This window comes from Streptomyces sp. NBC_00012, assembly GCF_045040875.1.
Classification (GTDB): Bacteria; Actinomycetota; Actinomycetes; order Streptomycetales; family Streptomycetaceae; genus Streptomyces.
Window position 1 is genome coordinate 2,769,239 of record NZ_CP108309.1, and the last position, 15,170, is coordinate 2,784,408.

Annotated in this window: 13 protein-coding genes and 1 pseudogene; 4 read left to right on the forward strand and 10 right to left on the reverse strand. The window is 71.6% G+C overall.

Annotated elements, in window-relative coordinates; genetic code table 11:
• Positions 1-15 precede the first annotated feature (15 nt).
• Positions 16-1,515 carry a long-chain-fatty-acid--CoA ligase gene (locus OHA19_RS12625; protein ID WP_405716702.1) on the forward strand — a complete coding sequence of 500 codons (1,500 nt, stop codon included), beginning with the start codon at positions 16-18 and terminating at the stop codon, positions 1,513-1,515.
• A 104-nt stretch (positions 1,516-1,619) separates the two neighbouring features.
• A complete protein-coding gene (locus OHA19_RS12630; protein ID WP_405750236.1) occupies positions 1,620-3,107 on the forward strand; it encodes a carboxylesterase/lipase family protein in 1,488 nt (495 codons plus the stop codon).
• A 40-nt stretch (positions 3,108-3,147) separates the two neighbouring features.
• Here OHA19_RS12630 and OHA19_RS12635 read toward each other — a convergent pair whose 3' ends face one another.
• Positions 3,148-3,363: an EF-hand domain-containing protein gene (locus OHA19_RS12635; RefSeq protein ID WP_329815025.1), complete on the reverse strand. Its 216-nt coding sequence runs from the start codon at positions 3,361-3,363 to the stop codon at positions 3,148-3,150.
• Between the two features lie 188 nt (positions 3,364-3,551).
• Between OHA19_RS12635 and OHA19_RS12640 the strand changes: the two genes are divergently transcribed.
• Positions 3,552-4,190, forward strand: coding sequence for a GNAT family N-acetyltransferase (locus OHA19_RS12640; RefSeq protein ID WP_405750238.1), 639 nt, complete (start codon positions 3,552-3,554; stop codon positions 4,188-4,190).
• 12 nt (positions 4,191-4,202) lie between these two features.
• Here the strand turns inward: OHA19_RS12640 and OHA19_RS12645 are convergent, their stop codons facing one another.
• From OHA19_RS12645 to OHA19_RS12675, 7 genes are all read right to left on the reverse strand, one after another.
• Positions 4,203-4,820: an ADP-ribosyltransferase gene (locus OHA19_RS12645; RefSeq protein ID WP_405753248.1), complete on the reverse strand. Its 618-nt coding sequence runs from the start codon at positions 4,818-4,820 to the stop codon at positions 4,203-4,205.
• Between the two features lie 90 nt (positions 4,821-4,910).
• Positions 4,911-6,098, reverse strand: coding sequence for a beta-propeller fold lactonase family protein (locus OHA19_RS12650; RefSeq protein WP_405716699.1), 1,188 nt, complete (start codon positions 6,096-6,098; stop codon positions 4,911-4,913).
• Positions 6,098-6,916 carry a polysaccharide deacetylase family protein gene (locus tag OHA19_RS12655; RefSeq protein ID WP_405716698.1) on the reverse strand — a complete coding sequence of 273 codons (819 nt, stop codon included), beginning with the start codon at positions 6,914-6,916 and terminating at the stop codon, positions 6,098-6,100. The genes OHA19_RS12650 and OHA19_RS12655 overlap by 1 nt, the downstream gene beginning before the upstream one ends.
• Before the next feature lie 367 nt (positions 6,917-7,283).
• Positions 7,284-7,799 (reverse strand): ATP-binding protein, encoded by a 516-nt coding sequence (locus OHA19_RS12660; RefSeq protein WP_405753250.1) that lies wholly within the window; start codon positions 7,797-7,799, stop codon positions 7,284-7,286.
• Between the two features lie 251 nt (positions 7,800-8,050).
• The gene (locus tag OHA19_RS12665) at positions 8,051-8,818 is read right to left on the reverse strand and encodes an enoyl-CoA hydratase/isomerase family protein (protein ID WP_405716697.1); all 768 of its coding nucleotides are present in this window, start codon (positions 8,816-8,818) and stop codon (positions 8,051-8,053) included.
• 88 nt (positions 8,819-8,906) lie between these two features.
• Entirely contained in the window at positions 8,907-10,154 is a 1,248-nt protein-coding gene (locus tag OHA19_RS12670; protein ID WP_405716696.1) for an Ig-like domain-containing protein, read from the reverse strand.
• A 211-nt stretch (positions 10,155-10,365) separates the two neighbouring features.
• Positions 10,366-11,592: an Ig-like domain-containing protein gene (locus OHA19_RS12675; RefSeq protein ID WP_405716695.1), complete on the reverse strand. Its 1,227-nt coding sequence runs from the start codon at positions 11,590-11,592 to the stop codon at positions 10,366-10,368.
• Positions 11,593-11,746: 154 nt separating this feature from the next.
• Between OHA19_RS12675 and glgX the strand changes: the two genes are divergently transcribed.
• Positions 11,747-13,957 carry a glycogen debranching protein GlgX gene (gene glgX / locus OHA19_RS12680; RefSeq protein WP_405750240.1) on the forward strand — a complete coding sequence of 737 codons (2,211 nt, stop codon included), beginning with the start codon at positions 11,747-11,749 and terminating at the stop codon, positions 13,955-13,957.
• 22 nt (positions 13,958-13,979) lie between these two features.
• On the opposite strand, the gene OHA19_RS12685 is transcribed toward glgX, so the two are convergent.
• A complete protein-coding gene (locus OHA19_RS12685; RefSeq protein ID WP_405750243.1) occupies positions 13,980-14,627 on the reverse strand; it encodes a response regulator in 648 nt (215 codons plus the stop codon).
• Positions 14,628-14,646: 19 nt separating this feature from the next.
• Positions 14,647-14,937 (reverse strand): annotated as a pseudogene (locus OHA19_RS12690) (ATP-binding protein); the annotation flags it as partial.
• Positions 14,938-15,170 lie beyond the last annotated feature (233 nt).

The window sequence follows — 15,170 nt, forward strand, 5'->3', positions numbered from 1 at the left end:
TTCCTGGAGCCTGTCATGTTTCTCAGCGTCGCAACCGTCCTGGGTGAGTCGGCCCGCAAGTACCCCGGCCGGGTGGCGGTGGTCGATTCGGGCAACCGGATCGGCTACCGCGAGCTGTGGGCGGAGGCACTGCGCTGCGCGGGCGCGCTGCGGGCCTCCGGGGTCCGGCCGGGCGACCGGGTCGCGGTGCTGCTGCCCAATTCGGCCGACTTCCTGTACGCGTACTACGGCGCGCTGGCCGCCGGGGCGACGGTGGTGCCGGTGCACGGGCTGCTGGTGGCCGAGGAGGTGGCGTACGTGCTGCGGCACAGCGGTGCCGTCGCGCTGATCAGTGGTGGTCCGATGTGGCCGGTCGCCGAGGAGGCGGCGCGTGCCACCGGGGTCCGGGCCGTGCACGGCGTGCCGGAGGGCGGCGACCCGCTGCCCGCGCCGGAGCCGGCCGCCCCCGAGGACACCGCGGTGATCCTCTACACCAGCGGCACGACCGGGCGCCCCAAGGGTGCGCTGCTCACCCACCTCAACATCGTGATGAACGCCTCCGTGATCGCCCACGACCTGCTGCGGCTGGACGGCGACGACGTGGTCCTCGGCTGCCTGCCGCTGTTCCACAGCTACGGGCAGACCTGCGCGATGAACGCGACGCTGCGGGCCGGGGCGACGCTCGTGCTCATGCCGCGCTTCAGCGGCGCGGGCGCGCTGGAGCTGCTGGCCGCCGAAGGCGTGAGCGTCTTCATGGGCGTACCGACGATGTACCACGCCCTCGTGGAGGCGGCGGCGCAGGGCGACCCGGCGCGCCGTCCCACCCTGCGCGCGGCCGTCTCGGGCGGCGCGGCCCTCCCCGTCGCCGTGCTCGAACGCTTCGAGGAGACCTTCGCGACGCAGGTCCTGGAGGGCTACGGGCTGACCGAGACCTCGCCGGTCGCCACGTTCAACCAGCCGGAGATCGGCCGCCGCCCCGGCACGGTGGGCCACCCGGTCTGGGGCGTGGAGACCGGGGTGGCGGACGCGGCGGTGGAGGACGCGGTGGTGCTGCTCCCGGACGGCGAGGTCGGCGAGGTCGTGGTGCGCGGCCACAACGTGTTCGCCGGGTATCTCGACGATCCGGCGGCGACGGCCGCGGCGGTGGTCGACGGCTGGTTCCGCACCGGGGATCTCGGGGTCCGGGACGAGGACGGCTTCCTCAGCATCGTCGACCGGAAGAAGGACCTGGTCATCCGGGGCGGCTTCAACATCTATCCGCGGGAGGTCGAGGAGGTGCTGGTCCGCCATCCGGCGGTCTCCGAGGTCGCGGTGATCGGCGTTCCCGACGAGGCGCGCGGCGAGGAGATCTGTGCTGTCGTCGTGGTGCGGGCCGGGGCGGAGGCGCTGACGGAGCAGGAGCTGATCGACTGGTCCAGGGAGCGTCTGGGGCGGCACAAGTATCCGCGGATCGTGCGGTTCACCGGCTCGCTGCCGCTGGGTCCGACCGGCAAGGTCCTCAAGCGGGCCCTGGCAGTGGCCCCTTCCTCCTCCTGACCCCGCTCCCTCATGGCGGCGGAGCCGGTCCGGGTCGACGCGGCCCCGGACCGGGTACACATCGGTCACCGGTCCGCGACCGCAGCGCAGAAGGGCTGAACCACATGGCTGCCGTACCCACTCCGATACCCGGGACGTCGCCCCGGGTCAGCACGGTCCACGGGGCGGTGCGCGGCACGCTGGAGCAGGGCGTCGCCGTCTTCCGCGGCATCCCGTACGCCGCCGCGCCGGTCGGCGCCCTGCGCTTTCGGGCACCCGGGCCGCCGGAGCCCTGGGACGGGGTGCGGGACGCGGTGGCGTTCGGGCCGACCGCACCCAAGCGGCCGTACAACCCGCCGCTGGACCGGCTGCTGCCCGACCCCGACGTACCGGGCGACAACTGCCTCAACCTCAATGTGTGGACGCCGTCCCCGGACGCCACCGGGCTGCCCGTCGTCGTCTGGATCCACGGCGGTTCGCTGCTGCACGGCTCGTCGGCGGTGCCGCTGTACGACGGGACCGCGTTCGCCCGGGACGGTGTGGTCCTGGTGTCGGTCAACTACCGGCTCGGCATGGAGGGGTTCGGGGTGTTCCCGGACGCGCCCGCCAACCGGGGGCTGCTCGACCAGATCGCGGCCCTGACCTGGGTGCGGGAGAACATCGCGGCGTTCGGCGGCGATCCGGACCTGGTCACGGTGTGCGGCGAGTCGGCGGGGGCGATCAGCATCGGCGCCCTGCTGGCCGCCCCTCGGGCCAGGGGCCTGTTCCGGCGGGCGGTGCTCCAGAGCGGTGCGCCGACCGCGCTGCCGCCGGGCGCGTCCGCCCGCCGCACCACGGAGCTGATCGCCAGGCGGCTCGGGGTCGAGGCGACGGCCGGGGCGCTGGCCGCGGTGGATCCGGCCGCGCTGCTGGCCGCGCAGACCGAGGTGACAGCCGGCGGCTCGCCGCTGACCGGCGGGAACTCCTTCCAGATCGTGGTGGACGGCGAGCTGCTGCCCCGCGATCCGCTCGAAGCGCTGCTGGACGGCGCCGCGTCCGGTGTCGATCTGCTGCTGGGCTCGAACAGCGAGGAGTACCGGCTCTGGTTCGTACCCAGCGGTCTGACGGAGCGGCTGTCCGCGTTCAAGCTCAGGCTGGCGCTGCTGAAGTTCAAGGTGCCGGGCGCCACGACGCGCACGTACCGGGCGAACCGGCCGGGTGCCACGCCGGGTGAGCTGCTCGGCGCGCTCGCCACCGATCTGCTGCTGCGGGTCCCGCTGAACCGGGTGGCCGACGCCCACGCGGACGGACCGGGAAGCACCCATGTCTACGAGTTCGGCTGGCCGTCCCCGGTGCTGCGGCTGGGCGCCTGTCACGCGCTGGAGATCGGCTTCGTCTTCGACACGCTGGACAAGCCCGACGCGGTGGCGCTGGCCGGTGCGGACGCCCCGCAGGAGCTGGCCGACGCGATGCACGCGGCGTGGGTGGCGTTCGCCGCGTCCGGCGACCCCGGCTGGCCGGCCTGGGACACCTCGCGCCCGGTGATGGCCTTCGGCCCCGGCAGGCCCGCCGTGGTGCGGGCCCCGCGCGACGAGGAGCTGCACGGCTGGACTCCGTACCGCGAGAGCGCCTGAACGGCGGCCCCCGGCCCGAGGGCCGGGGGTCCTTCCGGACTCAGTCCTTGTTCTGGGCCGCCCAGAACTCGTCGAACGTGAGCAGCCCGTCGCCGTTGGCGTCGTGCGAGTTGATGACGGCCTGGGCCACCGGCTCGGTGACGTAGGGGTCGCCGAGCTGCGCCATCACGCTCTTGTACTCGGCGGCCGAGATCAGCCCGTCGCCGTTCAGATCGAACCGCTCGAATGCCTTGCGCGCCGACTCTATGTCCGCCACAGTTCCGCCCCTTCGTAATGCCTGATCACTACTGATCAATGCCTGATCAGTGCCTGGCCGGTGCCTGACCGACGGGGGTCAGATTAACGGTCGCGACCGATGGCGTTCGCGGCGGCCGGTAGTCGATCATGGGTTGGGGGGCCGCCGCCCGGCGGACCCCCCGGACCGGACGGGGAGGCGGAACGCCGATGGACGACTCGCCGGCGCGGATCCTGGCGGCCGCGGCGCAGGGGCGGTTTCCCCCGCCGGACGGTTCGACGACCGTGGTGGCGCAGCCGGGCGCCCGGGACGCGGGAGTGCTGGCGTTCACCGCGCACTCGGTGGTCTTCACCGACGAGGACCCCGACTGGGTGCGGTCCGTGCTTGCCGGCACTCCCGGCGACGAGCTCTCGGCGACGATGAACCCGCACTTCCTCAACGCGCTGACGGCCCGGAGCGGCCGCCACATGAACACCATCGATCTGCTGACGGTCGCCGGGGCCCTGCCCGGCGTACCGGAGATCGGACTGCGGGAGATCGAGGACCCGGAGCACCCCCGGGTGGCGCGGGCGATGGAGTACCGCGACGAGGTACGGGTCTGGTCCGCCGAGGGCGGTGTGGTGATCCTCGGCCGGGGCGTCGCGGGCCGCTGGGAGACCGCGGTCGAGGTGGCCGAGGAGGCGCGCGGCCGGCGGCTGGGCGAGCGGCTGGCGCGGGCGGCCCGGAAGCTGGTGCCGGACGCGGTGGTGTGGGCCCAGCAGTCGCCGGGGAACGCCCGCAGTGTGCGGACGTTCCAGGCGGCGGGCTACCGGCCGGTGGGCGCGGAGGCCCTGTTCGTCATGGGGTGAGCGCTCGCCGGGTCAGCTGCGCCACGGCTGGTAGTTCGGGTTGTCGACGCACTCGTTCATGACCTCGGTCTTGGTCGCCCGGTCGATCGGGCACGCCCCGACGACGAACTTCCGGTCGACGCCGCCGGGGAAGGCGACCTCCACCTGGTCGGCGTACTTGTGGGTGTCGCCGATCGTCCTGTTCACGTCGATGCCGCCGGGGGCGTCGATGTAGTAGTTGAACTCGCTCTTCCATCGCTTGTACAGGTCGTGGTCGTACGTGGTGGAGACGAACGCCGACGGCTGGTTGACCAGGACGTACTTCTCCACGTCGTACTGGCCGTAGACGATGTCCCTGGCGTGGAAGCCCTCGTCGAAGATGGTCGCCGGGCCCCGGCCGTCCGCCCGGTAGAGCTGACGGCAGTTGTCCCGCCACACGGGCTGCGGGGTGATCCGGTCGAGGTCCACCGGGTCGGCGGCGGCGAAGAGGTGGTCGGCGACGGCCGGGCAGCCGCCGGGCTTGAACGCGGCTGCGGGGGCGGCGGCGGCCGGGGCGGCGGGGGCGGCCTGAGTGGCGGCGGCCGGGACGAGCACGGCGGAGAGGGCGAGAACGGCGAGTGCGGTCCGGCGCCGCAGACGAGAAGTGATCATCATGATGATCACTGTCCCGGCGGTGCGGCGCCGGGCCACGGAGCATCACCCGAAGGCGAGCGTGTCGGGCGGAGGGTTGACGCCAGGCCGTCAGCGGAAGACGCCGGTGTGGCCGAGCGAGTAGCGGCCCGGCTGCGGGTAGACGGCGAGTCCGTGCGGGCCGCTGCCCACCGGGATACGGGCGAGCTGTTTGCCGGTGGCGGTGTCGATCGCGTACACCTCGGCGTCGTAACGCCCGCTCAGCCAGAGGACCTTGCCGTCCGCCGAGACCCCGCCCATGTCGGGGCTGCCGCCGCCGGGCAGCCGCCACTTCGTCGCCAGCTTGCGCTTGGCGAAGTCGAAGACGGAGATGGTGCCCTCGCCGCGGTTGGAGATGTACATCTGCTTGGAGTCGCGGCTGACGTAGAGGCCGTGGGTGCCCTTGCCGGTGTGCAGCAGCTTCGGGGTGGTGAACTTCTTCCCGTCCAGCACCCAGATCCCGTCGGCGACCATGTCCGCGATGTAGAACGTCCCGCCGTCCGGCGACAGTTTCACGTCCTGCGGCATCGCGCCCCTGAGCGGCAGCTTCTGCTGTCCGACGACCTTCATCCTCGCGGTGTCTACCTTGAGGAGCTCGCCGGAGAACTCGCAGGAGACGATGAAGTACCGGCCGTCGGGGGTGAAGTCGGCGTGGTTGACGCCCGCGCAGTCGACCGGGACGGTCTTGGCCGTCTTCATGGTGTGGGCGTCGCGGAAGACCAGCTGACGGTCCATCGAGGCCATCACCACGGCGTACTTGCCGTCCGGGGTGAAGTAGAGGTTGTACGGGTCGGAGACCGGCACCGTGGGGCCGGTCTTCCCTGTGGCCGGGTCGATGGCCGTGAGGCTGTCGCCGATGTCGTTGTTGACCCAGAGGGTCTTGAGGTCCCACGAGGGGACGACGTGCTGCGGCTGGCGGCCGACCTTGATGGTTTTGATGACCTTGTACGTGGCGGGGTCGATCACGGACACGGTGTCGGAGTTGGTGTTGGGGACGTACACCCGGGACGGGAAGTCCTTGACGACCGGGGACAGCTTTCCCCGGTCGGCCGAGTAGACGTCCTTGGCGTCGAGCACCGGGGGCATCCCGGGGAGCCCCGGTGGTGCGGGCGGCGCGACGCGGTCGGGCTCGGCGGGCCGGGCGGCCTCGCTGCCGACGGCCTGGACGTTCGTCTTCTCGGCGGAGGTGCCGCAGCCGGTGAGTACGGCCAGCAGGACGCCCCCGAGCAGGGCCGCGGTGTGCTTGGTGGAGGGAGACATCAGGTCAGCAGCTCCGTGGTCGTCACCGCGCGCAGTCGGCGGCGGTCGATTTCGGTGAGGAGGAGGGGCAGCGCGGCGACCGTGTCCGCGTAGCCGAAGTGCAGGCTCACCACCGATCCGTTGCGGATCTCCCCGGCCACCTTGCGGGTGACGGCCGCGGCGCCGGGAGAGGTGAAGTCGAGGGAGTCCACGTCGTACGAGAGGACGTGCGGGTAGCCCGCCCTGGCGGCCAGCCGCTGGACGAGCGGGGTGGCCTGCCGGGCGCGCGAGGGGCGGAACCAGGTGCCGATGGAGCCGGTGAGCCTGCGCAGCCGCTGGGCGCAGCCGTCGATCTCCGCGTACGCCTCGGCCTCGCCCATCGAGGAGATGTCGGCGTGGTGCTGGGTGTGGTTGCCGAGTTCGTGGCCGCCGTCGAGGACGCGCCGGGCCATGCCGGGGTGTTCGTCGAGCCAGCTGCCGACGGCGAGGACGGTGACCCGGGCGTGGGCCCGTTCGGCCTCGGCGAGCACGGTGCGGGCGATGGCCGGGTCACCCTGGCCGTGGAAGGTGAGGGCGACCCGGGCGCGGTCGCGGGGGCCGTGGTCGATCTGGACCGGCTGTCCGGGGAAGCGGTGCGGTCCGGGAGCGGGGTTCGGGGACGGGGACCGGGCGGTCACGTCGGCGGAGTTCTTCGGGCTCACCGTGTCCGTGACGGCCGCGGCCGGCGGGCCGGCGGCGTCGCGGTCCGCGCATCCGGCGGTGAGGACACCGGCGAGGGCGGCCCCTGCTCCCGCGCGCAGGGCGCTGCGGCGGTGCACCGGAGTGTCGGAGGCGTTCATATGCAGACACAGTAGGGGCGAAATGAGAAGAAAATAACAATTTTGGCATACGGGCTAAGCGAATGAATCACTCACCCAATCCCATAAATATTCACACTTTTGCAGGCAAGTGACCCATCACACCTGCAATTCACCCGGAAAACGCCCCATTATGACACTGGATATAACGATTGCACCTTTGGCGAAGAGGTCGCCCGTCTGCCATAGTCGGTCACACGACCGCATGACCCGAGCCAGGTCGTCACCAGCGGCCGTGAACACACCCCCCATTTCACGGCCCCCACACAGCAGCCCCCGAAGCGCCCCACCACGGCGGACGGGGGCTGCTGTGCTTCCGGATACGGGTACGGACCCGGCCGGAGCCCGGTCAGCGGTCGGTGATCCGCATCTCGAACCAGGTGGTCTTGCCGCGCGGCAGCAGATCCACGCCCCAGCGGTCGGAGAGCTTGTCGACGAGGAAGAGGCCCCGCCCGCTGACGTCCATCGGCTGAACGGGCATCAGACAGGGCAGCCCGCGCGAGGGGTCGCGCACCTCGATCCTGATCCAGCCGCGGCGGCGCATCATCCGCAGCCCGAAGACCCGCGCGCCGGTGTGCCGCACCGCGTTGCCGACGAGCTCCGAGACGAGCAGCACGGCGTACTCGGCGGTCTGCGCGGAGAGCGCCCACTGACGCTGCACCACGCACGAGGTGAGCCGCCGGGCGGTGGCCGCGGACTCCGGACGGGAGGGCAGCCGGACCTCGCCCTCTGTCGGATTCCCGAACAACTCCAGCGCCTTGAACGCCTGTTCGTCCTCCACGGCCGGCATCCACCGCGCCGCCGTCGCACCGCTGCGCGGCCGCGGCTGTTCCACACCCTCCAGGCCCGCCATGAGCACCATCATGGCCTCAAGACCGGCGCGCCGGGGCCGTTCCGGAGGAATCCGTACCCCGGAACTCACCGTTCCGTGACGGCGGAAAGGCATATGCCGGAGGCAGAATGCGGGCCAGGGCAACCCATCTGACCTGCATGGATGCGCCCTCCGAGCGCGACGCGAGGAACCGTCGGGATGCCGGGCCTCAAGGTTGCCTCAAGGTCCGGCCAATCCGCCCGCACGGATGAATGCGCGTCAGTCTGTGCCCAACTGACTTTCGGTCAGAGGAACTTGGCCTTGCCCGGCCCCTCTTCGACGAAGCTGCGCATTCCGCGCTCCCGGTCCTCGGTGGCGAACAGTCCGGCGAACCAGTTCCGCTCGATCGTGAGCCCGGTGTCGATGTCCGTCTCCAGGCCGGCATCGATGGATTCCTTGGCGGCACGCAGCGCCAGAGCCGGTCCCTTGGCCAGTCCGGCGGCCCAGGCGTGCGCCTGCTCGTACACCTCGGCGGCGAGCACCACCCGGTCCACCAGGCCGATCGCCAGGGCCTCTTCGGCCCGCACGTGGCGGCCGGTGAAGATCAGGTCCTTGGCCCGGGAGGGGCCGATCAGCCGGGCCAGGCGCTGGGTGCCGCCGGCGCCCGGGATCAGCCCGAGCAGGATCTCGGGCTGGCCGAGCTTGGCGTTGTCGCCGGCGATACGGAAGTCGGCGCAGAGCGCCAGCTCGCAGCCGCCGCCCAGCGCGTAGCCGGTGACGGCGGCGACGACGGGCTTGGGGATCCGGGCCACCGCGGTGAACGAGTCCTGCAGCGCCTTGGACCGTACGACCATCGCCGCATGGTCCATCGCCTGCATCTCCTTGATGTCCGCGCCCGCCGCGAACACCTTCTCGCCGCCGTAGAGGACCACGGCGCGCACGTCGTCGCGCCGGGTGGCCTCCTCGGCGAGCTCCCGGATCCGGTCCTGGGTGGCGACGTCCAGGGCGTTCATGGGCGGGCGGTCCAGAAGGATCGTGCCGACGCCGTCGCGTACTTCGAGATTTGCGGTCATGGGAGGTACGTTAACCGGCGCTAACGAGGGCGGGCCCGGTGCTGTTGGTCACAGCACCGGGCCCGCTCCGCATTGCTCGCTCGGAGAGCTACTTGGTCCACTCCGACCAGGACATGTTCCAGCCGTTGAGGCCGTTGTCCGGCTGGATCGTCTTGTCGTGCGAGTTCTTCACGACCACGACGTCACCGATGAGCGAGTTGTCGAAGAACCAGGCCGCCGAGGTCTTCTTGCTCCAGGCGCCGCGCACGTCCTGCAGACCGACACAGCCGTGGCTGGTGTTGGTCGAGCCGAAGATGCCGGAGGCGCCCCAGTAGTTGCCGTGGATGAAGGTGCCCGAGGTGGACAGACGCATCGCGTGCGGCACGTCCTTGATGTCGTACTCGCCGCCGAATCCGACGGTGTCACCGTTCATCCGGGTCACCTTGAGCTTCTCGCTGATGACCATCTGACCGTTGTACGTGGTGGTCGCCGGGGCGCCCGCCGAGATCGGGATGTCCTTGATCTGCTGGTCGTCGCGGACGACCTTCATCCGGTGCGAGGCGGCGTCGACCGTGCTGACCTGCTTGCGGCCGATGGTGAAGGAGATCGTCTTGGCCTGCTTGCCGTAGACACCGGGGCGTCCCTCGACACCGTCGAGGTTGAGCTTCACGGTCACCTTGGTGCCCGCGGCCCAGTAGTCCTCGGGGCGGAAGTCGAGCCGGTCGTTGCCGAACCAGTGGCCCTCGACCGGGACGGACGGCTCGGCCGTCACCTTGATCGCGTTCTCGACCGCCTCCGGGTCGGTGATGCCGCGGGTGAAGTGGATCGAGACGGGCATCCCGACGCCGACCGTGGAGCCGTCCTCCGGGGTGTACTGCCCGACAAAGGTGTTCTGCGGGACCAGCGTGGTGAAGCTGGTGTCCTTCGCCGACTCACGGCCCTTCGAGTCCTTGGCGACCGCGTGGACCTTGTACTTGGTCGCGGCGGCCAGGTGCTGGTCCGGGGCCCAGCTCGCGCCGTCGGCCGCGATCTTCCCCTCGACCTCGGTGCCCTTGGGGTCGGAGACCTTGACCGTGGTCAGCTTCCCCTGGTCGGCCGAGACCTTCAGCACCCCGCTCGTCGCTACGGAGTCCGCGCCGTCCTTCGGCGCGACCGTCACCACGGCCTGCGAGGCCGAGGTGTCCTCGGCCTTCCCCGCGCCGCCGCCCTTGCCGCCACCGGCGTCGTCTCCCCCGCCGCACGCCGTCACCAGCAACAACAGCGCGCCCAGAACCAGAGCCAGCGGTCCGGTGGATCCTCGCCCGCCCCGTACGCCGTTCGCCCCGGCCGATGTCCCCGATATCGGCTGCCCGTTCAATGTGGTCGTCTCCCCTCACACGGCCTGGCCCCGCCAAGGCCCCCGGGAGCCCGAAGGCTCCCTCCCCCGCGCGCTGCACATGCACGCTCAGCGAAAGATAATCACACCGGCCATGGGGAAATGACCCCCCGGATGTCACCGTTCAGTCCCAAGTTGTCCCGGGGCTTCACCGGGTGGCACGGAGGCGGCCGGCCGGGGCGGCCGGCGGGGTTCAGCGGAGGGCGGAGCCGGCCCTCCACCGGGTCCAGTCCAGGTTCCAGCCGCTGAGTCCGTTGTCCGGCGCGACCTGTTTGTCCTCGGAGTTGACCACCTCGACCACGTCGCCGATGAGCGTCCGGTCGAAGAACCGGCCGGCCGGGGTGTCGCTGCTGCCGCCCCGTACGTCCTCCAGCCCGACACAGCCGTGGCTGACGTTGTCCGAGCCGAAGACGCTCTCGTCCGACCAGTAGTTGCCGTGCAGGAAGGTGCCGGAATCGGTGAGCCGGATGGCGTGCGGGACGTCCTTGATGTCGTACTCGCCCCCGAAGCCGACCGTGCGGCCGTTCATCCGGGTCACTTCGTGCATCTCGCTGACCACCATCTTCCCGTTGTACGTGGTCGTCTTCCCCGCGGCGCCCGCCGTGATCGGGAAGGTCGAGACCAGCTCGCCGTCGCGGCGCACCTCCATGGTGTGCGCGGCCGCGTCGACCAGGGACGTCTGGGAGCGCCCCACCTCGAAGGCGATCTTCTTGTCCTGGGTGCCGTAGACGTGCTGCGCGCCTTCCACGTCGCGCAGCGCCATATCCACGGTCACCTCGGTGCCGGGCTTCCAGTACGCGGCGGGGCGGAAGTCGAGCCGGTCGTCGCCGAACCAGTGCCCCACCACCTCGACCGGCGGTACGGCCGTCACCCTGATGGCCCGCTGGACGGCCGCGCGGTTGCTGATCGGCCGGTTGAAGTCGAAGGAGACGATCATCCCGGTGCCGACCGTGGACCGGTTCTCCGGCTTGAAGTAGCCGATGAAGCGGTGCTCGGGCACGGCCGTGGTGAAGGTGGTGTGGCGGGCCTGGCGGTTCCCCGCGCCGTCCACGGCCACCGCGTCCACGCTGTACTTGGCGGCGAGCCTGAGCCGGCCCTCCGCTCCCCGGGGCGCCCAGGACAGACCGTCGTCCGCGATCCGGCCCGGCACCTTCTGGCGCTGCGCGTCCTCGATCCGGGTCACCTCGACGCTCTCCAGCCGGCCGTCGGGAACCTTCACCGCGAGCCGGCTGTCCGCACCGATGTTCTTCGCCCCGTCCCGCGGGGTGATCTGGATCGCCTCCTGCGGCGGACCCGCCTTCCCGCTGAAGATCGATCCGACGCCGGAGCAGCCGGTCAGTACGGCCAGCACGACGAGCAGTCCCGCCCATGTCGACACGGCGGCCGGGTTCGCCACCGCCCTCTTCGCTACGTGGTTCACGCCCGCCCAACGACGGGGGCCGGTCGGGGGAAACGTGAGTGCGGGCGCCCGGGTGGGCAGAAACAGGGGGGAGGACCACACTCGGGGAGTCGCGGCCGGGACGCCGCGCGCTCCTCCTCGGCGCCGGTCCCCATGATCCGCGGGAGGCGAGCAGGTGTCGAGCGCAGCCGAGCAGGAAGCGGTGCGGGAGCCGGGTACGGCAGCCGGGCAGGGGCGGCCGCCCGCCGTGTGGCCCGGCGCCCCGACACCGCTCGGGGCCCGGTTCCGGGTGGGCCCCGACGGGGTCGCGGGCACCAACTTCGCACTCTGGGCGGGCGGTTCGGAGGCCGTCGAGCTCTGCCTCTTCGACGAGGACGGGACCGAGCGGCGGCTCACGCTGACCGAGCTGACCCATGAGATCCGGCACGGCTTCGTCCCGGGCGTAGGACCGGGGCAGCGCTACGGCTACCGGGTGCACGGCCGCTGGGACCCCTGGACCGGGGCCCGCTGGAACCCGGCGAAGCTGCTCCTCGATCCGTACGCACGGGCGGTGGACGGCTCGTTCACCCTTCCGGCCGAGGTGTACGGCCATGTGAGGGACTGGCCGCAGCAGCATGTCGCCGACACCGTCCGCGACGAACGGGACTCCGCCCGGCACGTCCCCAAGGGCGTCGTGGTCCATGACGACGACGACTGGGCCGAGGACCACCGGCCGAAGACCCCGTGGGCGGACTCCGTCATCTACGAACTGCACGTACGCGGCTTCACCAAGCTGCACCCGGCGATCCCCGAGGAGCTGCGGGGCACGTACGCCGGCCTCGCGCACCCGGCGGCCGTCGGGCATCTGCGACGGCTCGGGGTGACGGCGGTGGAGCTGCTGCCGGTGCATCAGTTCGCCCACGAGGACCATCTGCTGAGGCGCGGGCTGCGCAACTACTGGGGCTACAACTCGATCGGCTACTTCGCCCCGCACGCCGGCTACTCGTCGAGCGGCACCGCGGGCCAGCAGGTCGGCGAGTTCAAGCGGATGGTGCGGGCGCTGCACGACGCCGGGATCGAGGTGATCCTCGACGTGGTCTACAACCACACGGCGGAGGCGGGCGAGCTCGGTCCGATGCTGTCGCTGCGCGGCATCGACAACCGGGGCTACTACCGCCTCCAGCCCGACGCCCGCAGGTACGCGGACTACACCGGCTGCGGCAACACCCTGCACGTGGTCCAGCCGCAGGTGCTGCGGCTGATCACGGACTCGCTGCGCTACTGGGTGACGGAGATGGGCGTCGACGGCTTCCGCTTCGACCTGGCGGCCGCGCTGGCCCGCTCCATGCACGACGTCGACATGCTCTCGCCGTTCCTCGCGGTGATCGCCCAGGACCCGGTGCTGCGCCGGGTGAAGCTGATCGCCGAGCCGTGGGACGTCGGCAGCGGCGGCTACCAGGTGGGCGCCTTCCCGCCGCTGTGGACCGAGTGGAACGACCGCTACCGCGACGCCGTGCGGGACTTCTGGCGCGGCGCCCTGCCCGACGTACGCGACCTCGGCTACCGGCTGACCGGATCCAGCGACCTCTACGCGTGGGGCGGCCGGCGCCCGTACGCCTCGGTCAACTTCGTCACCGCGCACGACGGCTTCACCCTGCGCGACCTGGTGAGCTACGAGCAGAAGCACAACGAGGCCAACGGCGAGGGCAACCGGGACGGCACGAACGACAACCGGGCCTGGAACTGCGGCGCCGAGGGCGAGAGCCAGGACCCGGGGATCAACGCGCTGCGCCGCCGCCAGTTGCGCAATCTGCTGACCACGCTGCTGCTGTCGACGGGCGTGCCGATGCTGGTCGCGGGCGACGAGATGGGCCGTACGCAGGGCGGCAACAACAACGCGTACTGCCAGGACAACGAGATCGGCTGGCTGGACTGGTCGCTGCTCGAACAGCCCGGCTGGCGGGCGCTGACCGAGCTGACCGCGCGGGTGCTGCGGCTGCGGCGCACCCATCCGGTGCTGCGCCGCCGGGCCTTCTTCTCCGGGCTGCCGCAGGCGGCGGACGGGCTGCGGGACCTGGCGTGGTTCACCGCGGGGGGCAGCGAGATGACGGAGGCGGACTGGTACGCACCGGCCGCCACGGTCGGGCTCTACCTCTCCGGGCGCGACATCCCCGGCCGGGACGCTCGAGGCGAACAGATCACGGACGACAGCTTCCTGGCGGTCCTGCACGCCGGTCACCGCCCGTCCGGCTTCCGTCTCCCCGGGCCGCCGTGGGCGCGGAGCTACGAGCTGGTCCTGGACACCTCGCGGGAGGACCAGGCCACGGCCCCCGGCACCGTCCACCCTGGCGACGGGACGCTGACCGTGCCGGCCAGGTCGGTGCGGCTGCTGCGCGTCGTGGAATGAGCGGGGTGGGCGGGCGCCGGGGTCAGCCCAGGATGCCCCGGTCGTAGCCGATCGCCACGGCGGCGGCCCGGTCCTTGGCGCCCAGCTTGGCGAAGACATGGGTGAGATGGGTCTTCACGGTGGCCTCGCTGATGAACAGTTCGGCGGCGATCTCCCGGTTCGACGTGCCCTTCGCGACGAGTTTCAGCACCTCGCGCTCGCGGCCCGACAGCGACTCGCCGCCCGCCGCTGGGGTGCGCACCCGTGAGATGAGCCGGGAGGCGACGGCGGGCGAGAGCACGGTGCGGCCGTCGGCGGCGGCGCGGACGGCGGTGAACAGCTCGTCGCGGGGCGCGTCCTTGAGCAGGTAGCCGGTCGCGCCGGCCTCGATCGCGGGCAGGGTGTCGGAGTCGGTGTCGTACGTGGTGAGGACCAGGACCTTGGACCGGGCGCCGCGCCGGGCCAGCTCGGCGATGGCGGCGACCCCGCCGCCGCCCGGCATCCGCAGGTCCATCAGGACGACATCGGGGTCCAGCCGGACCGCCAGCTCGACTCCCTCCACCCCGTTCGCCGCCTCCCCGAGGACCTCGAAGTCCGGGGCCGAGTCGAACATGCCGCGCAGACCGTCCCGTACGACGGGGTGGTCGTCGACGACGACGAGGGTGATGACGTGTGCGGATTCCTGAGCCATGGCAGGACAACCGTACTGGTCATCGGCTGTGCCGGACCAGCGGCACCCGGGCGCTGACCGCCGTGCCCCGGCCCGGCTCGGTCTCCACCTCGACGGTGCCCGCGATGCGCTCGGCGCGGGCCCGCATGCCGCCGAGCCCGAAGCCGCCCGCACCGCCGGCCGGCGCCAGGGCGGCCGGGTCGAAGCCGCAGCCGTCGTCCCGCACGTCCAGGGTGAGTTCGTCCCCCATGAACGACAGCGTGACACCGGCCCGGGAGGCCCCGGCGTGACGGCCGACGTTGGCGAGGGCCTCCCCGGCGATCCGCAACAGGGCGCGCCGTTGGGGCCGAGGATCCCGAAGATCTCCCCCTCGTCGACAGCGAAGCTCACCCCGTCGACCACGGTGCGCCCGGCGTACGCCTTCCGCACCCCGTTCACTTCGATGATTGCCATGCCCACGAGCATCGGTTCGCGGGGGCCGGCGCACCATCGTCCATCGCGCTCGAAGCGGCATCAGCCGATCGGTTGATACGGGCTACGACCTGCGCTTCCCCGTCCCTGCTG

Bases quoted from the DNA above. Each gene is read 5' to 3' on its own strand.
- OHA19_RS12650 (WP_405716699.1), bottom strand. From the start codon at position 6,098: ATGTCTCCCTCCACCAAGCACACCGCGGCCCTGCTCGGGGGCGTCCTG.
- OHA19_RS12630 (WP_405750236.1), top strand. From the start codon at position 1,620: ATGGCTGCCGTACCCACTCCGATACCCGGGACGTCGCCCCGGGTCAGC.
- OHA19_RS12640 (WP_405750238.1), top strand. From the start codon at position 3,552: ATGGACGACTCGCCGGCGCGGATCCTGGCGGCCGCGGCGCAGGGGCGG.
- OHA19_RS12625 (WP_405716702.1), top strand. From the start codon at position 16: ATGTTTCTCAGCGTCGCAACCGTCCTGGGTGAGTCGGCCCGCAAGTAC.
- OHA19_RS12665 (WP_405716697.1), bottom strand. From the start codon at position 8,818: ATGACCGCAAATCTCGAAGTACGCGACGGCGTCGGCACGATCCTTCTG.
- OHA19_RS12660 (WP_405753250.1), bottom strand. From the start codon at position 7,799: ATGATGGTGCTCATGGCGGGCCTGGAGGGTGTGGAACAGCCGCGGCCG.
- OHA19_RS12645 (WP_405753248.1), bottom strand. From the start codon at position 4,820: ATGATCACTTCTCGTCTGCGGCGCCGGACCGCACTCGCCGTTCTCGCC.
- OHA19_RS12655 (WP_405716698.1), bottom strand. From the start codon at position 6,916: ATGAACGCCTCCGACACTCCGGTGCACCGCCGCAGCGCCCTGCGCGCG.
- OHA19_RS12685 (WP_405750243.1), bottom strand. From the start codon at position 14,627: ATGGCTCAGGAATCCGCACACGTCATCACCCTCGTCGTCGTCGACGAC.